Below are 19,967 nucleotides of genomic sequence, written 5' to 3'. Positions count from 1 at the left end.
CCTGCTCTGACACCAGGCTGGGAAGTGACTCAGTCAAGACGAGGCAATGGTCGCGGGCAAGGATAATTTTGGAAATGGCGGCGATCGCCCTTCATCCCGATGCATCGGACGACTCTGTTTAATCACCCGTATTTACCTGAGAAATCATTATGACGACTTTGCAAGCGCTCATTTTTGATGTGGATGGCACCCTAGCCGAAACCGAACGCGACGGTCATCGAGTGGCGTTTAATCAAGCCTTTGCCGCAGCGGGCTTGCCTTGGTACTGGTCAGAGGGCATTTACGGCGTGTTGTTGCAAGTGGCAGGCGGTAAAGAGCGCATCCACTTCTTTATCGACAAATATGCGCCGCCGCTGCCTAGCGATCGCGATTTGGATGACCTTATTGCCGAACTCCACCACGCGAAAACCGGTTACTACACAGCGCTACTACAGGCCGGTCAGATCTCACTGCGGCCAGGCATTAAGCGCTTAATCAATGAGGCTCGGCAACAAAATGTCCGCTTAGCGATCGCCACCACGAGCCGCCTGGAAAATGCGTTGGCGCTTTTAGAAACTGCTCTAGCGCCCGACGCCCCCAGCTGGTTTGAAGTCATTGCGGCGGGGGACATTGTGCCCCGCAAAAAACCAGCCGCTGATATTTATCATTACGTGCTGGATAAGATGGCCCTTGACGCTCAGAACTGTCTCGTCATTGAAGACACCGAACACGGTCTCACCGCCGCTCAGGGAGCTGGCCTCACCACGGTGATTACAGTGAACGAATACACTAAGCGCCAAAATTTTGCCGCCGCCGCCCTCGTGCTCAATCATTTGGGCAAGCCCGACCAACCTTGCGAGAGTCTCTGGGGACACTTTCTCACGCAGCCTTATTTCGATTTATCGGTGGCGCGATCGCTCGTCTCTATGACTGAGCCTGCTAACGCTAGCTGCGTGGTCAAACGGCTACGAGAGGGCGACTAAGCTGTTGGGGGTGCGATCGCTAAAGTGCAGCTCCGGATCGGGAAATAACTGAGCAATTGTGCGCCGCACGATAAAAGATAAATGCCCGCCATGTTGTCGCGTCAGTTCAGAACAAGGCCAACCTTCATTAGGAAAAATGAGCTGACTCGGCGAGACATGCCACTCTGTCGCTGACCACCGCTGTAGATAAAACAAATCGCCTTTATAAACCAATGGCGCATACTGAAAGCGCACATATGAACGATGCTGCCGCCGCGCCCAATGCCGCAGTAAATTACAGCCTTCTTGTTGTAAAACCATCTTGATTTGGGTCGGCACCAATTCCCACATCATGGGGCTCGGTTTGCCAGGGCCAGGCAAACATCCCGAACATCGAATTCCCTGCGAAATTGCCATGAGAATTGTCTCCGTGAGCAACAAATTTGAACGATCGCTATACCACTCGTTCAGGACGCATCCTAAAATCGCTAATTCATCCAGGGGCTAGGGCAGACACCGTGCCTGCAAGCCGCAGTGGTCTATAGCAGTCCGCAGCATGGGGATGTACGGAGCGATCTACGCGGCGCTGTAGCACCCGAAAATTGAGCAGTATTTCCCGCAAACGCTTATCAGACGTTATTTTCATTGTCGGGGATCGCCCGAACCACCTTGCCGAGCGCCCCCTAAAGCTGTAATGGGTTTTCACATTTTTGCAAAGTAAGCTATCGGATTTTGAAGTTGTATGTGTTGAGGCCAGGTAGGGCGATCGCGGTCACTTCGTCGCTATATTCTGCGCCAGCGCCACGTTATCTTCAGTGGGGGCTAGATAAATTGAGTCAGACTAATTTATGAACTAACGCTACAGATATTCAAGTTTGCCAACATACTCTCCGTGGCTTCTTTTACTTTTTGCAAAATAGGAAGTAAGTCAGTAAATAGCCTCAAGACAAATCTCCTCAGCACTGCCATTTCGCCTATATTATTTCTGCCATTTTTCGGAGTTTTGTCCTACGGCGGGTCGCTACAGTCCCTCTCTGCACTGCCCATCAAGCCGCTGCCTAGATATTGATCATCGTTCATGATGCTTGATTTATGCAGACCCAGCTTATGGCTGATTTAGCGACGCCGATTTACTGAGAATTGCCTGAACAATATCTCAAAAGGAGTTGGGGATGAATACCTTTACTCGACGGCAAACAGAACTCGATCTGTTTAGTCTATGGGAAAGATTTTGCCAGTGGGTGACCAGCACCAATAACCGCATTTATATTGGCTGGTTTGGCATCCTGATGATTCCCACCATTTGTGCCGCTAGTGTATGTTTTGTGTTGGCTTTTATTGCGGCTCCAGCGGTTGATGTCGACGGCATTCGCGAGCCAGTGATGGGCGCGTTGACCGATGGCAATAGCTTAATTTCCGCCGCAGTGGTACCCACTTCTGCCGCGATCGGCCTGCATTTTTATCCGGTCTGGCAGGCCAGTTCCCTGGCGGAATGGTTCTACAACGGTGGCCCCTACCAGCTCATCGTGTTTCACTTTTTGATTGGCGTCTGGGCCTATCTGGGGCGGCAGTGGGAACTGAGCTATCGTCTGGGGCTCAGACCGTGGATTGCGATCGCGTTTTCGGCTCCGGTGACTGCGGCCACCGCCGTGCTTTTGGTGTATCCCATCGGGCAGGGCAGCTTTTCTGAAGGGTTGCCTCTGGGCATTGCCGGCACCTTCAATTTCATGCTGTCCTTCCAGGCCGAGCACAATATTTTGATGCACCCATTCCACATGCTAGGGGTGACTGGGATCTTTGGAGGCGCGCTGCTCAGCGCTCTCCACGGTTCCCTCGTGACATCAAGTTTGCTGCGCGAGACCAGTGAATCAGAATCGCTCGATGCCGGTTATAAATTTGGGCAACAAGAGCCCACGTACAACTATCTCGCCAGCCACTACGGTTATTTAGGGCGGGTGTTGATTCCCACGACTGCGAGTGCAAATCATCGGTCGTTCCACTTTTTGATGGCGGCCTTGCCCACTCTGGGCATCTGGTTTGCCGCCCTGGGCGTCAGCACGATGGCGTTCAATCTCAACGGTTTCAACTTTCAGCATTCCATTTTGGACGCCCAAGGCCGCGTTATTGCGACCAATGCCGACATTATCAATCGCGCTGATTTAGGGATTCAGGCGATGCACTCGCCGAATGCTCACCACTTCCCGCTGTTACTCGCCAGTGGTGATGCGGTGCCCGTGCCAGAAATTCATTAAGGGCGATCGCTGATCAGATATTTCAGCGCAGTCCTTCACCAGTTTGCCTCCGAATAGGTGTGTTATCTCCCGTCCCTGGGCAACCGGGGCGGGAGTTTTTTGGGCGGACTATACCAATCCGTCCATGGCACTGTCGCGACACCCCCAACGATCAAACGGGGCGTTCTCTGGGGTGTTAGGGACCGGGTGCCTATTCGCCTCAGCCGCCAAACCGCAATCATCAATCAAGGCACCCGGTCCCTGGTAGGGCCTATTCTTGGAGCAAGTCTCTGAACCCCATCTCTTCAAAACCCCTCTCCCAAGCTTGGGACCAGAACCGACGCTGGTTTCCTTAGACCACTCCTCAGCCAATCGTTTGAGCCGACCGAGAACCGCTGCCTCTACAACATCGATTCATACTTCGTTACCTCATGACGGCAACGCTCAAGGTCGCCGTCATGGACTCGCTGCCAGATTTTGAACTAGGCAATTCAGCAACAGCGCTCTCATCAGCCACTCGTTATTGCAAACTGCTTGCATTAAAGCCAGAGATTGGCTACCTTATTGTTAATGAAAGTCATTAAGGAAGACGTTGAGGATGTGGCTATAGAGAACTCTAGTCGTCCCGGAGGCCTCGGAAACTTAAGGGATTCTTGGCCCTCAGGCTGATTGGCTCCGGCTCTTGCCTAGGACTCACCTCTATTTGTTCAGAACAGTTTTCACTAATGTTGTCTGCCGCACTATCGACCTTCACCCGCTTTAAAGCCACTTAACTGTATGGAAATGACATCGCCCGACCCGACCGTAGCGCTCACCCTCGACCCGGTTGATCGCTGGATGATTTACAGCCGTTTACAGGATTTATCGGTGCCCTGTGCCTGTGACTGCGGCCAACCGCTAAGAGTTGCAGCCCTGAGTCCTACCGCTGTATTGCAAATTTGGAGCGTGGTGCGCAGTGTGACGTTGCCTCGCGAGGCCGCGATCGCTGCTCTCGAAACCTGTTGGAAAATGACGGTAACTGTATGAAAAGAACCCCTGACCTCGACCGTGTCGCCAGTGCCCAACTGCAACGTCCTCAAGGCGTCGTACTCAAGGGCCAATTTATCGACGTGCTGCGATCGCCCAAAGGCAAAATCAAAGGCGTCTGTCTGCAAACCGAGACCGCAACTTACTCAATTAAGTTGCCAAAATATCTGCGCCCAGTTTTAGTGCGTGAGTTAACCCCTGGGGACTTTGTGCAGGTCTGGGCCTATTGCGAAGCTGAGCAGTGGCGCGGCATCAACATTCTGCCCTTATCAGAGCCTGAGCGGATTGACTTGCAGGAAAACTGGCAGGCGCGTCAGTTCGTCCCGACTTCATCCCCTAACGTCGATACAGCAGCGGTTTCAGAAGCTTCAGCGATCGCACCAACTGAGCCATCGGCATCCGCGCCCAAGCCCCTATGTGTACAGGTCTGCCGCAAGGGCAAATGCTTTAAGCAGGGCGGGCGACAAATTATGCAGTCATTAGAGACCGCGATCGCTGATGACCCAAATTTGCAACACGTCTCAGTTGAAGGCGTTGGCTGCCTCAAAGCCTGCAAAAAAGGGCCGAATATCAAACTCTCTCACTCCAAAAAAGTGATCAGCGGGGTCACTCCCGATAACGCGCTCACCATAGTCACCAAATATGCCTAATGTCCCACAGCTTTGACCCCGAAAATTGGAGCCATTGGCTACTAGTTGCGGCCTATCTACTGATGAGCGCTTGGATTCTCAAAGCCGTTTACTTCAGCTAACGTGATATCCCCAGCCGCCATTTATTTAGGCATTAAAAAGCCCGCAGCCCCCTAACTGGGAGCGTACGGGACAATGGCTTCCATGACGGTGGAAAACTACCAGCTTAGCTTCAGGCTATCGGGTGTCAAGAAGTGCTCTAGGTGATAAGCCCGTTCTTCAGTTTTGAGCAGTAGCTGCTCTAACAGGTAACGAGTCGCGCGATCGCCCAAACTCTCGGCTTGTCCAGCCAAGCGACGCAACATTTGAATCACGCTCTGTTCTGCCTTCAAATCATGGTCAATCATCAGACGACAGCGATAGACATCGTCATCTTCGGGAGTAAAACAGCACAGCTCCGCCAACTTGCCAAACGACGTTGGGGGCACGCCGCCCAAGCCATGCAGACGCTCACCCACTTCATGGGCATGTTCTTGCACTTCTTCGTAGCTTTCAGAAAAGTAGTTGTGGAGCATGTAATACTCCGAACCTTCCACAACAAAGTGATGCTTTTGATATTGCATATACAGCCCCATAAAGCTGGCATATGCAATTCCCAGACCTTCCACAATGGGCTCAGTAACCGATTTTTCCAGCAAAATCGGATTGTCAGCAACCTCACTATAGGCTTGCAAATGAGTTTCGGTGATCGGCATAGTCATTCCTTCGTTATGGGCAAACAGCAGTCTTTAGAGATAAATCTGACATTAAGCTCTCAACACGCTCTTCAATCTTAACGCTACTAGCTGACCTATTTTGCTCAACCGAGAGTTAATTAAGCTCCAAAAATCTTCATTTCTTCAAAATATTTTTCTATAGCGAAAACCATTATCAATAAGCCATTTCAGGACATATCGAAAACCGCTTTCAATAGCTTAGCAATCATGACCCAATCCGATTCCTCTAACATCTCAGAAAGGCTCTATTTAGAAGACAATCCAGCCGAAGTGCTACGCATGCTCTTGAATCAGGAAGGATTTCGCATCACTGACCAGCGGCAAAAGATCTTGCAGGTCCTACGAGAAGTGCCCGAAGGCGAGCATCTGAGTGCTGAAGACGTACAAGACAAGCTGACTGCAAGCGGCGAAAAAATTGGATTTTCAACCATTTATCGAGCTCTGCATTTGTTAGTAGATCTAGGAATTTTGCGGGAATTGACCTTGTCAGAAGGCCGCAAGTATTATGAATTTTGCAATCCGCTCATGGGGGACCATCACCATTTGGTGTGTACTGAATGTGGTACGGTAACGGAATTTGAAGACAGCGCCATTCTCTCTTTAGGCAGTAAAGAAGCCTTAGACCACGGCTTTTCTCTCTTAGATTGTCAATTTACTGTCCGAGGATTGTGCTCTAAATGCGCTGGCTTGAGCTAAAGATCGGCTTATGTCGAGTCACCATTGCCAGAAAGCATGATCGTGCGTATCGAATGGGCACCATTGGCCCAGCATTCCATTTATATAGCTCTATTTATCAATTAGTTAACGAAATCAGCACCATAAACCACGCCTCACGATCTGGTCAAAAGTTGTACAGATTCAAAGTCGTGACCCTGGTCAAAAGTCAGACAGATTGATTTTGGGTCTCTAACCAATGTATTGCGTTTGACTTTCTTACCCATTTCGGTGGATTAGAAAAAATCATCAATATTTTAAGTTAATAGTCAGTAGAGCACGGTTTTAAGTAGGTAGCCTTAGGCGTTTGCTGCCCGTGAAGATCGGTTTAATATCGCATCCCTCAGTCGAGCTTTGAGTTTCGCGGCGGAGTCTTCATCGGTAGAGAGTTACGTTCATTTGGGTCGACCTGCTTAGCCATAGAATGCATCTGCTTTTGAAGCAAGAGGAGTTACATATGAACTTTCTCAAATCCAAGAAAATATTGATGTTAGGTACAGCTGTTTTGGTGGCGACTCCTGCTGTACTACTTAGCCAAAATACATTGAAAGCCAGCTCGTCTCAAGCGCCAGAGTCAATCTCACTCATGAGCACGCCTGCCGTCAGCGATCGCAAGGAAGCCGAAGCATACATTACTCCAGTTGACGGTGGGGTCGAACTGACCCTAATGAACGACAGCCCCTCTGTGATTTCTTTCATGGTGCCGGGTAATAGTCGGTTTGAAGAGATTGCTCCGAATCAGTCAGTCAGTTTTACGACTGATGATCTGCCATCCTTTATTGGGTTTCGGCAATTAGATGGCGGCTTGACTTATGCGGAAGTGTCGTCTGTCGCTGAGGACGGTATGAGTGCCACGATTTCTCTCCAACATTTGGAACCCACAGCATTTTATGAGAATCCCGACTTAGTCACGAGAAGCATTGTCGTTAGCGAAGGTGGCGGCATCTTCATCGATTAAAAGCGAATGCCAAGTCAGCACAGTTTGAATCCCAAAAGGGCGCTTCCGTCAGCGATGGAAGCGCCTTTTTTAGCTCAACAAAATAGGACTGGCGGCAGCAAGCATTGTTGCGCAATACGATAAAAATCTGATGCTGACTTTGAGCGCTCTGGGGCCAATTGGTTCCAACAAGCTGCCGCTCAAAGTCGCTGTAAGAGCGCTGTTTCGAGTTCTGCTTGCTCAGCTTCAGTGCCCGCAAAGAGCACACTCAGTTTGCCCGCTTGAATAATGCCCCAGTTAATCAAAATCACGCCCTTGTGAGTGGCCGGATCATAGGCGATATCTCGGAGATCTAGCTCGTTGAGCGATCGCAGCTGGGTCTTGTAAGTACCGCTGCTCCATTGAGGGATGTTGAGTCGCTTGGCCACCATGGTTGGGTAGGACGACCCGTTGAAGCGGGGATTGCATTCGATCGCCACATAGCGAGTGCCTGCTGCTTCGGGCACCACCGCCACGTCCACGGCAAAGATCCCCTTCATGCCGCGATCGCCCATCCACTCAGCAAACGGCGCGACTTTGTCCCAGGGTTCATGACTCGAAGGGTAGCGATTGCCCTTGTGAACACAGCCATCGAGCACCTGCTCCGACACCAGCAGCGGTTCGATCTGCCCTTCCCTCACCTGATATTGCAGATTCAAAAAGGCCGAGGCATTCACCTCTTCTTGAATTTGTAAGGGTTCTTCGGGCACGAGGGTGGCAAACGCTTGCGCCAGTTCCTCAGCATTAGCACAGCGCTGAATGCCCACCCCATGATCAGAAACAGCTGGCTTTATGAAACAGGGAAACATGATTTCGTCAGACGCTTGGGCCTCAGCCAAATTGGCAAAGCGCAAAGTTTTGGGCACAGGAATGCCAATTTCTTCTGATAGCTGAATGAAGTTGTTTTTGGAATTGACGAACTCAACAATTTCGCGGTATTTGCCGTCCCATTGGTGGAACAGCTGACGATAGGTATCGTGCTCATTAATCACATCGCCAAAAAAGTAGACGCTGATTTCGCGATCGGGGAACTGATTGATCACCTCAAAAGATGAATTCCAAATGACGTCGTGGGTGTGGGGTAAACCAATCTGGGCATAGTGATCGACAATGGCATCCCATTCACTTTGTAAAGACTGAGCTAGTTGAATTTTGTCTTGTGTATTCGTCAGCCCTAGGGCTCTGCCAGCGTACAGTTCGACGCTGGGGTCACGATCATGGGTGTAGAGAGTAATGTCGTGGTTGTAGATTTTCATAGGGCCATATCACTTACTGAAATAGAGCAATGCCAATTAGCCAGATCACCAAACAACGCCCCAATTAGCTCGTGCCCACCGGAGCCGAAGTTTTTAGCAATGGAAACACAACGCTAGTTGAAGGACGACATGGTGGCGATCGCCGAGCCATTTTTAGCAGCTCAATCGAACTGCACTTAGCCCTAAAAACAAGGCTTATTGACCAGACAGCAAAGCCATCTCGACGGTTGCGAAAACTAGCCTCATAAGCGTATCGAAAGAGGCCGCTGGCAGTCATGAAAGCACACGTATTTTTAAGTGTTGGCTTCAAGAAGTTATGATCCCCTAATAAAAAACGCCCCAAATGAGGCGTTTCTCGGTGTCTTTTAGCAAACACTCGTAAAATCATGTCATGGGTGGCGTGCCACTCAGTTGACCACAGAAATCTGTACTCCCCGTCCGGTGAGGGCCAGCAGTTGAATGAGCTGCTCAATGCTAAAGCGACTGATTTCGCCATTAATGAGGTTTTGCATGCGCGGCAGCGTTTGTTTTAACGCTTTGGCGGCTTCTTCAGGAGTCCATCCCTGCTGTGCGATCGCTTCCTGTAATGACAACATCAACGCTGTGCGAATCTGGAGTGTCTCAGTTTCGCCGATCTCGCACTCAGACAACGTCGATTCTCGACAAATGGTGGGGTCAAGAGTAAGCATGACAGTTTCATGTAAAGGGTGACGCGCTCCTTAGCGCATACTCATTTTAAGTGTGGTAACGTCAAATACTTCCCGACTGCATTCTTCCTTAATGATATGCCTGATAACTTTTCTCTCATGATTCACGGTGGCTGCGGCGCGTTAGAGCATATCCGCCGGGAGGGCAGTGAAGACGACTTTATCCATAGCCTCCGCCGCATTTTGGAAGGGGGGAGACAGATTTTGGCCCAAGGTGGCTCGGCCTTAGATGCCGTGGAATATTGTGCACGGCATTTAGAAGATGATCCCCTCTACAATGCGGGACATGGCTCGGTGTTGAACGAGTATGGCGAAGTAGAAATGGATGCCGCCATTATGGATGGCACCGGGCTGGAAGCGGGAGCCGTCGCCGGAATTACCAATGTCAAAAACCCCATCACCCTGGCCCGCCGCGTGTTGGAAAAGAGCGAGCACGTGATGCTCATCGGCAAAGGCGCGCGGGAATTTGCCAACATCTGCAACGTTGAGATCATGACGGATGATTATTTCGTCGTTGATGCGCGGATTCGGCAGTGGCGCGAGGCGCAAAAAGCCGGGGGCATGATGCTCGATCACGAAGATGCTGAGCCCCAGCACAAGTTTGGCACGATCGGCGCTGTCGCCCGAGACAACGAAGGCAACCTTGCTGCCGCCACCTCGACTGGGGGCATTGTGAATAAGCGCTGGGGGCGCGTGGGGGACAGTCCCATTATTGGGGCGGGGGTCTTTGCCGACAACACCACCTGTGCGGTGTCGGCCACGGGCTATGGCGAACAGTTTCAGCGCACGGTGCTCAGCAAAATGATTTCGGACTATGTCCATTTCAAAGGGATGGATGCGGCTGAGGCAGCCACTGCCGGCATCAATTATCTCGTCGATCGCGTGCAGGGCTTGGGGGGCGTGATTGTTATCGATCGCCACGGACGCTGTGCGTTTGGCCATTCCACCTCGGGGATGATCTGTGGCTATATCGAGCGCGGTGGCGAGAGTGTCTGCCGTCTGACTTAAGCTGACTGCAGTTGCGGTTGCTCCGATCGCGTCCCATTCCTACGGCTCAAGACTGACTCTGTAATACCAACGGTCCCGCTGGTAATGGTGGGGCATCAGTCGATTCGGCGGTGATGAGCATCTGTACGCCGGGGGCGCCGCACGCGATGTCGGGCAATTGCCACTGACTGCTCGCCTGTTCGGCAATCGGGTTGAACTGCCCACAAAAGAGCGGTTCTTGATCGGCGATCGCCCACAGCCGATAGGCTTGATTGGCCGTCAGCGGCGGCAAGCTCTCGGTAAAAATCAGGGCGGTTTCACGCTCTGGATCAACGACTAAGCGACCACTGGCCTGGGGTTGGGCGGCAGTTCCCGCCAGGGTATAAAGGCGATTGTCCGGCTGGCTAAAGCTGGCGACGACGGCTTCGCTTTGGATCAGCTCTTGCCGGAGACGCTGATTTTCTGCTGCCACGCTGATCAGTGCCACCGCAGTGGCGGCCCAACCCAAGCCCAAGCCAGCCCACCCCCAAACGCGACGAGGGGGGCGAGGTGTCGATGGGCGAGAGGTCGCGGCGGCTTCACGGTTGACCGGTGAAGACGGCCCAGCAGTTAGGACGCGATCGCGCAATTGTGGGGGCGGCAATTGCAGGGGCAAGCTTTCTGGAAGGGCTTGCCAAGATCCCTCTAGCGCCGCTAATTCGGTGGCAACCTCGGGATACTGGGCCAGCCATGCTTGCACCTGGGCAGTTTCCTCTGCGGTCAGATCATTGAGGACATAACCAGCCAGGAGCGATCGCCAATTGTCGGGGAGCGGATTGGAGTTCATGAAAGAAAAGGACGCCATTAAAGAAGATCATTTCCGAGGTCATCGCGCAGCCGGAGTAATCCCTGGCGGGAGCGAGTTTTGACCGTGCCGAGGGGCAGGCCCAGCCGTTGGGCAATTTGTGACTGGCTCAAACCCTCAAAATAAGCGATTTCGAGCACTTCTCGTTCGGCGGGTGACAGGCGATCGAGGGCCTCTCGCAGTCGTTGCTGGCGTTCGCTTTGGGCCGCCTGTTCTAACGGTGTCGCGGGACGTGGGGTGGCCCCAGTCATGCGCTCCACCTTTTTCATAATGTTGCGACGTCCGCCCCCGACGCGCAGGCGATCTAAGGCCCGCGATCGCGTATAAGTAGCCAGGTAACTGCCCACACTTCCCCGATTGGGGTCGTATTTTTGCTGCTGCCAAAAATTGACAAAGGCTTCTTGGGTCAGGTCTTCGGCTTCCGCCGCATTTTGCAACATCTTCAGCGCCAGGGTGTAGACCATGGGGGCATAGCGGTCATAAAGCAGGGCCAGAGCGTCAGTATCACCCGCTTGCAGCTTGAGAACCAACTCGCGATCGCTATCTGAGTCAGCAGCGTCTGAACGGGTCATGAACGGAGGCATATGAGGGCTGCCAATAATACGACTAAGGCAGAAATTTGGATTTCTTGAGAAATCGGCAATCCGATTACAGCGATTGCTCGTATGAAGGTTGGGTTCTGCAAGAGCAAGCCCGTCCATGATGTTAGCGCTTAAAGGATAAGCCCATGAACAAGTTTCTCGTTAACTCCTCAACTCAGTTGGCCAAAGGGGTGTCTCGGCGTCGATTAGTCGCTGGCGGCGCGGTCACCGGGCTCGCGGGGGCCCTGGGTTTCGCGGCCTTGACCAAACGGCCCGCCCAAGCTGGCATGATGTCTAGCGACGCGGCCATGAATGATGTCGAGATTTTGAACGGGGCACTGTATTACGAGCACCAGGCGATTTGGGCCTACAGTGCGGCGGCTGGTGAGCTAAGTGATTCCGATGTGGGACAAGCGGTGTTGAATATTGCCCTGGCTAATCAAGCCGATCACATGATTCACCGCGACACCTTGGCTCAGGTGATTGGCGACCTCGGGGGTATGCCCGTCATGGCCGAGTCTAGCTATGACCTCTCTAGCTATTTAGAGCGGGGCGATGGTGGCCTGGATTCAGATGTGAATATCGCCAAGTTGGCCCTAGCCCTGGAAACCGATGCGGCGATCGCCTATGCCAATGAAGTGGCCCGCTTAATGACACCAGCCCTGGTCACTGCCGGAGCCTCGATCGCCGCCGCCGAAGCTTCCCACGCTACTACGATTCGCGCCGCCTTCATCAGTTTGGGCATGGCAATTGAGTATGTCCCCGCAGCCTTTGTCAGTGCCGACACTCGCGACCAATGGGTCCTGAAGGTTTAACGAAAACCGCTAACCCTGTTTTTTCAAATTGCTGACTCGGGGAGATCGCATCGCCATCCCGTCCCCAGGGTGGCCGATCTCCCACAGCTTGTCGTGGCGGCTGGCGGGTCTGTTCCAGCCGTCTGCGATCGCTCGAATGATGTAAATAAAAGCTAGAGCAAATTACTCATGCAACAGTTTACGACCAATCTATTCACGCTAAATGGAGCTCAGCCCTTTAACTCCATGGCAATGGGTGAAGCCATCCTGACGCTCGATGCACCCACCAGTACAACTCGTACCCTGCGCGTACAGCTCGCAGCGACGGGTCTGGAAGATCTCATGGATATTGGCGGTATCCACGTTGCCCATATCCACGGACAGTTTGCAGGCAATGCCGATCGCCCCCTGCTGCAACAAGGTGATGGCAGCTTCTTTGATGGTACGGGCGGCGATCCGGCTAATTCCATCCTGCCCACTCTGGCAGATAGCGATTTAGATGGCGATGGCTTTCTCAATTTTTTGGAAGGTCGGCCCAACTACGGCCCCGTAGTGCTGAATCTGACCTCTGAACAAATTGAAGCCGCCCCTGATGGCACCCCCCCGCTCACCCATTTCTTAAACTTGGCTGGCGCGGGCGAAATCAACCCGGCTGAGCTGTTTCCCTCGGGCTCAGAGTTCAACCTCGACACGACCTACACCTTTGACTTGAGCGATCCGGATCAGTTGCGTCAGTACAACAACCTGACGCCGCTGCCCAACCGAGAGATTGTGCTGCACGGGTTGACGATTCCCACAGAAATTTCAGCGGCGATCGATGCCGCTGCTATGGGCAACGCCCCTCCCGGATTAGACCTGGGCAACGGCGAAGCCTTCCGCATTACCGCCCCCGTCGCAGCAGGCACGATTCAGCCCCTCTTCACCGGAGCAGCTGCTAACACACAACTCTTTGCCCTCACGGATAACAACGCCCTAGTGGCCTTCGACCCGACCAGCCCAGAAGACACGATGTCGATTCCCGTGACCGGAATTAACGGCAATTTGCTGGGTATTGATACTCGACCGGCTAACGGGTTGATCTATGGCCTGACGTCCACCAACGAGCTTTACACCCTTGACCCTACAGGGTTTGCCAGTGGCGACTTTGGCGGGTCTTTTACCCTGACTGATGCCGAGCAGGTCTTGTTAGAAGATGGCGAACTATACATCAACCTGCACACCCAAGACTTTAATGGGGGCGAACTGCGGGGCCAAGTAGCCGTTGAATTGGAAAACGACGTCGTTGCCACCGGACTGGTGATGTCAGAGGCGCAGCAAGTCGGAGCCGTGGTGCCCGACGGTCCCGCTACCGGGATGTTTGACGTGATCTATGACGATGCCACCAACGCGCTGACCATTACGGGTTCTTTTAGCGACTTGACCAGCGACCTATTGCCGGTGGGCGCAACGGATGCCGAAGGCAATCCCCAGAGTGCGATTCACCTGCATAATGCCATGGCGGGGGCGAATGGGCCGATCGTGCGAAACTTTACCGTCGATCCCAGCGGCAGTTTCTCCGGGGCATTTACCCTCACCGACGAGGAAGAAGCGCTGCTGTTGGATGATGCGTTTTACATCAACCTACATACGGCAGACTTCGGCAGCGGCGAATTGCGCGGTCAAGTCGATATTGAGTTAGAAAACGATATCGTCGCCAGCGGCATTGCGATCGAGGAAAGTCAGCAAGTGGGGGCCGTTACGCCACCCGATAGCCCTGCGATCGGTAGCTTCGGGATCATCTACGACGACTCAACTAACCAGCTCACCACTGAGGGCACCTTTAGCGAGCTGACCAGTCCGCTACTGCCAGTAGGAGCCCCCGATGTCGAAGGTAATCCTCAAAGTGCGGTGCACCTACACCAGGGGGCAGCGGGGGAGAATGGCCCCATCCTTCGCAACCTGGCAACCAGCGATAATGTGGCGGAATTCGTGAGTACGTTGTCTCTACCGTTTGAGGGCGACAGCATTTCAGGATTTGACTTTAATCCTGTGGCCGATCGCCTCCGCCTGGTGGGAGACAACGAGCAAGACTTCCGCATCAATGTTGATACTGGCGAGGTGATTGTCGATGGTGATCTGGCCTTTGCCGCGGGTGATGCCAACGCTGGGGTGAATCCCACCGTGACCGCCGCTGCCTACACCAACGCCTTTGCGGGTACAGACGCGACTCAGCTCTATGACATTGATGCCGTCCTCGACAGTCTGTTGCTACAAAATCCACCCAATGATGGCGTCTTGCAAACTATTGGCGATTTAGGATTCGATATCGATACCCTGGGCGGTTTCGACATTGTGTCGGCGTCACCCGATGACAACACGGCCTTTGTGGTGTCGAATGCTTCTCTATACACCGTTGATCTGGCAACTGGGTTGGCTACTAATCTGGGCATGATTGGGGATGATGGTGAGATCAATTTTCAGGGGCTGGCGTCGATATCAGATGCGCCTGATAAACCCGCGATCGCCGAATTACTCGACCTCACAGGCTTTGATGGTGAAGTCACCGCTGAACTGACCTTGTCTCGCGAAGCAGCTTTCGACAACATTCTCCAATTCTATGCAACCGACGCTCAAGGCCAAGTCGCAGGGCTAAAGCCTGGCGACAGCGGCTACGAAGATGCCGTCCGCACCAGTTTGCTCGAAGGCATAGAACTGACGGTGGGGAATCTCTCAACGGTGGAGGAAGACATCCTGCTAGCGGGCGGCGCTTACTATGCCCCAGCGCTACTGGTCGATGGCAATATCCATAACCTGGTCACCATTGACGATGCCATTGGCGGCATGGGTCGCATTGAGCGTGATGGCAATGTCTGGCGCTTTGAAGACTTCACTGACTTCGACTTCAATGATTTTGTGCTGTCGCTAGACGCAACTACACCGGCATCTACGCCAGCGTAGTGAATTCTCTCCAGGGGGCTAACGTCCCCTGAGAGATCTCAGTAATAGCCAAGGCTAGAGCCCATAAAGAAAGGCACGCAGTAGATTGCTGCGTGCCTTTCTAAAACTATGGGGAGAATCGTGATCAGCCTAACGATCGCTAGATGCGCGCCGTGGCTGCGGTGGCCATTTCATCTTTTTGAGGATGGATGGTCTTGCCGCCTTGAATCGAGGCGTACAGGCGATTGAGCGCGTTCAGATACGCCTGGGTCGAAGCCACGACAATGTCCGTGTTCGCGGAATGGCCAGAAAAGACGCGCTCTTCATGGCGAATGCGAATCGTCACTTCCCCGATCGCATCAATACCCGCCGTCACCGACTGCACCGAGAACTCAATCAGTTCATTGGGAATGTTGACGACGCGGTTGACGGCGCGATACACCGCATCCACGGGACCAGTCCCCGTTGCCGCGTCCGTCAGTTCCTCACCTTCAGGGGTGCGCAGGGTCACGGTGGCGGTGGGGCAGGCGTGGTCGCCGCAAGAGACCTGTACTAACTCGATATGGAAATGCTCAGGCGCTTGCTGGGTTTCGTCATTCACCAGCGCCACAATATCCCAATCGGTGACGACCTTTTTCTTATCCGCTAAATCCTTAAAGCGCAAGAAGGCACGGTTCAGTTCCTGATCACCCAGTTCATGGCCCAGTTCTTTTAACCGGGTGCGGAAGGCGTTGCGGCCCGAGTGCTTGCCCAACACGATTTGGTTTTTGTTGAGGCCGATGGACTCCGCATCCATGATTTCGTAGGTGAGCTTGTTTTTCAGCACGCCATCTTGGTGAATGCCGGACTCGTGGGCAAAGGCATTGGCCCCGACGATCGCCTTATTCGGCTGCACAAACATGCCCGTCAGGTTGGAAACCAAGCGAGACGTGGGATAAATCTCGGTGGTATCAATATTCGTCAGCGGTGCCTCCGACTCAGCGGGGCGACCAAAGAACGGATTATAGAAGCTGCGGCGGACGTGTAGCGCCATGACCAACTCTTCTAACGCCGCATTACCGGCCCGCTCGCCGATGCCGTTAATGGTGCATTCCAGTTGACGCGCCCCGTTTTTCACCGCTTCCAAGAAGTTGGCGACGGCCAAGCCCAAGTCATTGTGGCCGTGGACGGAAATGATCGCCTGATCCACGTTGGGTACGTGTTCCCGAATGCCGCGAATGAGACCGCCAAATTCTGACGGGGTCAAGTAGCCAACGGTATCGGGAATGTTGATGGTGGTGGCCCCTGCCGCGATCGCCGTTTCCAACACGCGATACATGAACTCGGGGTCAGAACGTCCGGCATCCTCCGGCGAAAATTCGATGTCGTCCGTGAAGGTTTTGGCGTAAGCCACCATTTCTTCCGTGATGGCGAGCACTTCTTCGCGGGTTTTGCGCAGTTTGTACTGCATGTGGATGTCGGAAGTGGCGATGAAGGTATGGATGCGACCTTTGGCCGCCGGGGCGATCGCCCGACCCGCCGTTTCGATATCGCCCTTAGTAGCTCGGGCCAAACCACAAATCGTGGGGCCATCCTCCGTCCCGACCTGAGCCGCAATCTTGTTTACCGCTTCAAAGTCGCCGGGGCTCGCAAAGGGAAACCCCGCTTCGATGATGTCCACCCCCAGTCGTGCCAGCTGCCGCGCGATCGTAAGCTTTTCATCCACGTTTAGCGTCGCGCCGGGAGATTGCTCACCGTCGCGAAGAGTGGTGTCAAAGATTAAGATGCGGTCAGGCTGGGGTTGGTTACTCATCGGTGTTCACAAGCAATAAACGACAAAATTTGTAGCAACACGCACTATTCTAATCTCCTGCTTCAGAAGTATGGGCGATCGCTAAACCTCTATTTTAGAGATTTGCTGACTTTGATGAGGATCATCACGAGCATTTAAGAAATTGCTTGAACATAGCATCCCCGATTGTTGGGGTTTGATACTGCTAGCCCTCTACAGCCCCGAATGAGCAGCGGCACCTATCATCTGCAGCTTACTTAAGCTTGGGATCAGGTCAAGCAGTTTGGGAACTGCAAGCTCGTTCCCCTTCACGGCGCGTAAAGAAATCGATCGCGACCCAAAGTCATGGGTATGATCAGACCAGCAATTTTCGATTGGATCGCATGAGTATTCGCTGGCGTAGCGCATTTCGATATCCCCAAACCACCTTTTTATTAGTCGGGGCCGGTTTGGGTTTTTTGGCGCTCGTCGTATTTACCGGCTTCCAATGGGTGGGTGTAGTGGTGGGAGCCATCATTGCCGTCGGCATGTTGGGCGCGTGGTTTTTCCAGTTTCGGGGCGATCGCCTCAACACCACAGGCAATCTGCTTGATCGCACCGTCATGTTGGAGCATTTGGATGCGATCTCCGCGAAATTTCCCGGCATCGATATGCAAAGTCCCTGGGTGAATGCCTATCAATGGTCTAGCGAGAGTCAGACCGCCGCTGCCGAAATTGCCGAGCGCGACTCGACCCTGATACCCGATCTGTTAGAAGCGCTGTACACCGTCGAAGGGCTCGCCGCCAACATCGCTGGCAGCACTGTGGCGTTGGAACAAGTGCAAACCGAGCAATACCGCACCCTGACTCAGCAACAGTTGGAGAAGAGTTGCGATCGCCTTCAGGAAACCCATCATCAGCTCCAGGCTTTACGCGACCAAATTGTCCTGGCGCAACTCTCCGCCGATGCCAATGCGAGTGTAGCCCTGCCCGATCGCCTGCAATTGCTCATCGAAGCGAACAAAACCACCTTGCAAACCGCTGCTGACGACCCCACCTAACCCCTATGCTGATTCCTCGATTATTCGCCCTGCTCAAGCGTCCCTTTGTGTTCACCTTGCTAGCCAGCTTTTGCCTGACTTTGGTGTGGAGCTGTGCAAGCGTCGGCGGTGGAGGCATTCCTTCGGTGGAGTCAGAAGCCGAAGCCGAAACGGTTTTACTGGAAACCGTCATGCCCAGGCTCGATTGGGAAGAAGATTTTGTCGCCGATGCCGTCGCCAGTCGTTACAGCACCGACACGATCAGCGAGCCATTGCCCGCGATCGAAGATTTCCCCCTCTACGCGGCGCAACCGCCTAATGATGGACAGACGGTATATCTCGAAATTTTCAGCTCTTCTGAAAAAGCCAATGTGGATAAACAGAACGAACGCTGGCTAGTAGAAGTGGCCGACGCCTTTAACCAACAGGGCGTCACCACCAGCGGCGGCCAACCTATTCAGGTGGGGATTCGCCAGATCCCCTCGGGTACGGCGGCGAGGCTACTGGCCGCAGGGACCGTCCAACCCGCTGGCTATTCCCCGTCCAACGATCTCTGGGTACAGATGATCAACAGTGAGGGCGTCAACACCACAGCGGTGCAATCTCGGTTGGTGCCCAACACCGCTGGCCTGGTGCTGCAAGGGGAAGCTTACAACGCCCTGGGTGGCGGCGAAGTCACCTTTGCCCAAGTGCTCGACGCCATGATTTCGGGACAGCTGACCGCAGGCTACCCTAACCCTTACACCAGTTCCACCGCGCTGAACCTGCTGTACAGCCTGTTTTGGCGATCGGCTGGCTTGTCGGGAGACGCTGCTTTAACCGTCGCCAATTTGGAATCCCCAGAAGTCAATTCCGTCTTCAGCGCCTTCCAAGAGCAGGTTTTGATTACCACCACCACCACCCTCGACTTACAGGAGATCTTTATTCGCGACCCCGACAAGTTACAGGCGTTTCCGCTGGAGTATCAGAACTATCAGAGCCTGATCCAACTTCCCGGCTTCGAGAATGTGCAGTTCGTGCCCTTCGGCATTCCCCACAACAATCCTCTGGTCGGCTTTGATTGGAACTCTGCCGCTCAAGCCGAAGCCTTGGCGCAGTTTGGCGAATTTGCCATGGCCAGCGAGATGCAAGCGCTAGCGGCTCAGCAAGGCTTTGAGCCAACGCCGTATTTAGAAAGCGGCCAAGCTCCGCCGATTCCCTCGGGGGAGGTGCTGACCGCCGCTCAAAGCTATTGGAAGGCTCGGAAAGACGGGGGCCGCACGGTTTACCTCATGACTGTGGTGGACACCAGCGGCTCAATGGAAGGGGAACCCCTAAATGCCGTGCAAGAAGGCTTGCAGGTGGCGAGTTCGGTGATTAATGCCGGCAATCAAGTGGGGCTGATTACCTTTGGCGATCGCGCTGTTTACCGCCTGCCCCTCGCTGCGTTTGATCAACTGCAGCATCAGCGCTTACTCGCCGCTGTCGATAATTTGCGGGCCGACGGTAGCACTGCCATGTATGACGCCATGCTCATGGGCATGGGCGAGTTGATGAAACAGCGACAGTCTGATCCGGAAGGGCGATTTTATTTGCTACTGCTCACCGATGGCGAAGCCAATCGCGGCTACAACTTCAATGATGTGGAAGAGTTGATTAGCTATAGCGGCATTCGCGTTTATCCCATTGCCTATGGCGATGTCAATGAGGGCGAACTAGCCGCGATCGCTGCCCTGCGCGAATCCACCGTCAAAACCGGCACCACTGACAACGTCCAAGACTTGCTCAAAGATCTCTTCCAAACCAATCTGTAGCCCCGA

Annotated in this window: 18 protein-coding genes; 11 read left to right on the top strand and 7 right to left on the bottom strand. The window is 53.6% G+C overall.

Annotated elements, in window-relative coordinates; genetic code table 11:
• The first annotated feature begins 149 nt into the window (after positions 1-149).
• Entirely contained in the window at positions 150-962 is an 813-nt protein-coding gene (locus tag DYY88_RS08490; protein ID WP_044151355.1) for an HAD-IA family hydrolase, read from the top strand.
• On the opposite strand, the gene DYY88_RS08485 is transcribed toward DYY88_RS08490, so the two are convergent.
• Complete coding sequence (locus DYY88_RS08485) at positions 945-1,358, bottom strand: hypothetical protein (protein WP_130199372.1); 414 nt, start codon at positions 1,356-1,358, stop codon at positions 945-947. The two genes, DYY88_RS08490 and DYY88_RS08485, sit on opposite strands and share 18 nt — an antisense overlap.
• Positions 1,359-2,113: 755 nt before the next feature.
• Between DYY88_RS08485 and psbA the strand changes: the two genes are divergently transcribed.
• The 3 genes from psbA (at position 2,114) to DYY88_RS08470 (ending at position 4,848) form a co-directional block, all read left to right on the top strand.
• Positions 2,114-3,193 carry a photosystem II q(b) protein gene (gene psbA / locus DYY88_RS08480; RefSeq protein WP_039728492.1) on the top strand — a complete coding sequence of 360 codons (1,080 nt, stop codon included), beginning with the start codon at positions 2,114-2,116 and terminating at the stop codon, positions 3,191-3,193.
• A gap of 756 nt (positions 3,194-3,949) precedes the next feature.
• A complete protein-coding gene (locus DYY88_RS08475) occupies positions 3,950-4,198 on the top strand; it encodes an Asr1405/Asl0597 family protein (RefSeq protein ID WP_039728493.1) in 249 nt (82 codons plus the stop codon).
• A complete protein-coding gene (locus tag DYY88_RS08470; protein WP_039728494.1) occupies positions 4,195-4,848 on the top strand; it encodes a (2Fe-2S) ferredoxin domain-containing protein in 654 nt (217 codons plus the stop codon). Before DYY88_RS08475 ends, DYY88_RS08470 begins: the two co-directional genes overlap by 4 nt.
• A 197-nt stretch (positions 4,849-5,045) precedes the next feature.
• Here DYY88_RS08470 and dpsA read toward each other — a convergent pair whose 3' ends face one another.
• Positions 5,046-5,582 carry a DNA starvation/stress protection protein DpsA gene (dpsA, locus tag DYY88_RS08465; protein WP_039728495.1) on the bottom strand — a complete coding sequence of 179 codons (537 nt, stop codon included), beginning with the start codon at positions 5,580-5,582 and terminating at the stop codon, positions 5,046-5,048.
• Between the two features lie 228 nt (positions 5,583-5,810).
• On the opposite strand from dpsA, the gene DYY88_RS08460 reads away from it, so the two are divergent.
• Positions 5,811-6,299 carry a Fur family transcriptional regulator gene (locus DYY88_RS08460; RefSeq protein ID WP_084607139.1) on the top strand — a complete coding sequence of 163 codons (489 nt, stop codon included), beginning with the start codon at positions 5,811-5,813 and terminating at the stop codon, positions 6,297-6,299.
• 604 nt (positions 6,300-6,903) lie between these two features.
• Entirely contained in the window at positions 6,904-7,275 is a 372-nt protein-coding gene (locus tag DYY88_RS08455) for a hypothetical protein (protein WP_039728496.1), read from the top strand.
• Between the two features lie 179 nt (positions 7,276-7,454).
• Here DYY88_RS08455 and DYY88_RS08450 read toward each other — a convergent pair whose 3' ends face one another.
• Positions 7,455-8,549: a CarB family protein gene (locus DYY88_RS08450; protein WP_039728497.1), complete on the bottom strand. Its 1,095-nt coding sequence runs from the start codon at positions 8,547-8,549 to the stop codon at positions 7,455-7,457.
• 407 nt (positions 8,550-8,956) lie between these two features.
• Complete coding sequence (locus DYY88_RS08445) at positions 8,957-9,238, bottom strand: helix-turn-helix domain-containing protein (protein ID WP_039728498.1); 282 nt, start codon at positions 9,236-9,238, stop codon at positions 8,957-8,959.
• 96 nt (positions 9,239-9,334) lie between these two features.
• On the opposite strand from DYY88_RS08445, the gene DYY88_RS08440 reads away from it, so the two are divergent.
• A complete protein-coding gene (locus DYY88_RS08440) occupies positions 9,335-10,264 on the top strand; it encodes an isoaspartyl peptidase/L-asparaginase family protein (protein WP_039728499.1) in 930 nt (309 codons plus the stop codon).
• Positions 10,265-10,310: 46 nt separating this feature from the next.
• Here the strand turns inward: DYY88_RS08440 and DYY88_RS08435 are convergent, their stop codons facing one another.
• Positions 10,311-11,087 carry an anti-sigma factor gene (locus DYY88_RS08435; RefSeq protein ID WP_052288572.1) on the bottom strand — a complete coding sequence of 259 codons (777 nt, stop codon included), beginning with the start codon at positions 11,085-11,087 and terminating at the stop codon, positions 10,311-10,313.
• The gene (locus DYY88_RS08430; RefSeq protein ID WP_201279058.1) at positions 11,087-11,659 is read right to left on the bottom strand and encodes a sigma-70 family RNA polymerase sigma factor; all 573 of its coding nucleotides are present in this window, start codon (positions 11,657-11,659) and stop codon (positions 11,087-11,089) included. Before DYY88_RS08430 ends, DYY88_RS08435 begins: the two co-directional genes overlap by 1 nt.
• A 155-nt stretch (positions 11,660-11,814) precedes the next feature.
• Here DYY88_RS08430 and DYY88_RS08425 point away from each other — a divergent pair, with 155 nt between their 5' ends.
• Both DYY88_RS08425 and DYY88_RS24460 read left to right on the top strand, forming a co-directional pair.
• Positions 11,815-12,483 carry a DUF4439 domain-containing protein gene (locus DYY88_RS08425; RefSeq protein ID WP_039728502.1) on the top strand — a complete coding sequence of 223 codons (669 nt, stop codon included), beginning with the start codon at positions 11,815-11,817 and terminating at the stop codon, positions 12,481-12,483.
• 168 nt (positions 12,484-12,651) lie between these two features.
• On the top strand, positions 12,652-15,399 hold the full coding sequence (locus DYY88_RS24460) for a DUF4394 domain-containing protein (RefSeq protein ID WP_052288573.1): 2,748 nt from the start codon (positions 12,652-12,654) through the stop codon (positions 15,397-15,399).
• A gap of 139 nt (positions 15,400-15,538) precedes the next feature.
• Here the strand turns inward: DYY88_RS24460 and DYY88_RS08415 are convergent, their stop codons facing one another.
• On the bottom strand, positions 15,539-17,170 hold the full coding sequence (locus tag DYY88_RS08415) for a 2-isopropylmalate synthase (RefSeq protein WP_039728505.1): 1,632 nt from the start codon (positions 17,168-17,170) through the stop codon (positions 15,539-15,541).
• Positions 17,171-17,532: 362 nt separating this feature from the next.
• Between DYY88_RS08415 and DYY88_RS08410 the strand changes: the two genes are divergently transcribed.
• Together DYY88_RS08410 and DYY88_RS08405 are read left to right on the top strand one after the other, a co-directional pair.
• Positions 17,533-18,189, top strand: coding sequence for a hypothetical protein (locus tag DYY88_RS08410; RefSeq protein WP_130199371.1), 657 nt, complete (start codon positions 17,533-17,535; stop codon positions 18,187-18,189).
• Positions 18,190-18,194: 5 nt separating this feature from the next.
• The gene (locus tag DYY88_RS08405; RefSeq protein WP_084607140.1) at positions 18,195-19,961 is read left to right on the top strand and encodes a VWA domain-containing protein; all 1,767 of its coding nucleotides are present in this window, start codon (positions 18,195-18,197) and stop codon (positions 19,959-19,961) included.
• The last annotated feature ends 6 nt before the right edge of the window (positions 19,962-19,967 follow it).

The organism is Leptolyngbya iicbica LK (assembly GCF_004212215.1).
Classification (GTDB): domain Bacteria; phylum Cyanobacteriota; class Cyanobacteriia; order Phormidesmidales; family Phormidesmidaceae; genus Halomicronema; species Halomicronema iicbica.
Note: the sequence above shows the minus strand (reverse complement) of the source record. Positions and strands in the feature narration are given on the sequence as shown.

Coding starts and splice junctions, on each gene's coding strand:
- DYY88_RS08490 (WP_044151355.1), top strand. CDS start 150: ATGACGACTTTGCAAGCGCTCATTTTTGATGTGGATGGCACCCTAGCC.
- DYY88_RS08485 (WP_130199372.1), bottom strand. CDS start 1,358: ATGGCAATTTCGCAGGGAATTCGATGTTCGGGATGTTTGCCTGGCCCT.
- psbA (WP_039728492.1), top strand. CDS start 2,114: ATGAATACCTTTACTCGACGGCAAACAGAACTCGATCTGTTTAGTCTA.
- DYY88_RS08475 (WP_039728493.1), top strand. CDS start 3,950: ATGGAAATGACATCGCCCGACCCGACCGTAGCGCTCACCCTCGACCCG.
- DYY88_RS08470 (WP_039728494.1), top strand. CDS start 4,195: ATGAAAAGAACCCCTGACCTCGACCGTGTCGCCAGTGCCCAACTGCAA.
- dpsA (WP_039728495.1), bottom strand. CDS start 5,582: ATGCCGATCACCGAAACTCATTTGCAAGCCTATAGTGAGGTTGCTGAC.
- DYY88_RS08460 (WP_084607139.1), top strand. CDS start 5,811: ATGACCCAATCCGATTCCTCTAACATCTCAGAAAGGCTCTATTTAGAA.
- DYY88_RS08455 (WP_039728496.1), top strand. CDS start 6,904: ATGAGCACGCCTGCCGTCAGCGATCGCAAGGAAGCCGAAGCATACATT.
- DYY88_RS08450 (WP_039728497.1), bottom strand. CDS start 8,549: ATGAAAATCTACAACCACGACATTACTCTCTACACCCATGATCGTGAC.
- DYY88_RS08445 (WP_039728498.1), bottom strand. CDS start 9,238: ATGCTTACTCTTGACCCCACCATTTGTCGAGAATCGACGTTGTCTGAG.
- DYY88_RS08440 (WP_039728499.1), top strand. CDS start 9,335: ATGCCTGATAACTTTTCTCTCATGATTCACGGTGGCTGCGGCGCGTTA.
- DYY88_RS08435 (WP_052288572.1), bottom strand. CDS start 11,087: ATGGCGTCCTTTTCTTTCATGAACTCCAATCCGCTCCCCGACAATTGG.
- DYY88_RS08430 (WP_201279058.1), bottom strand. CDS start 11,659: ATGACCCGTTCAGACGCTGCTGACTCAGATAGCGATCGCGAGTTGGTT.
- DYY88_RS08425 (WP_039728502.1), top strand. CDS start 11,815: ATGAACAAGTTTCTCGTTAACTCCTCAACTCAGTTGGCCAAAGGGGTG.
- DYY88_RS24460 (WP_052288573.1), top strand. CDS start 12,652: ATGCAACAGTTTACGACCAATCTATTCACGCTAAATGGAGCTCAGCCC.
- DYY88_RS08415 (WP_039728505.1), bottom strand. CDS start 17,170: ATGAGTAACCAACCCCAGCCTGACCGCATCTTAATCTTTGACACCACT.
- DYY88_RS08410 (WP_130199371.1), top strand. CDS start 17,533: ATGAGTATTCGCTGGCGTAGCGCATTTCGATATCCCCAAACCACCTTT.
- DYY88_RS08405 (WP_084607140.1), top strand. CDS start 18,195: ATGCTGATTCCTCGATTATTCGCCCTGCTCAAGCGTCCCTTTGTGTTC.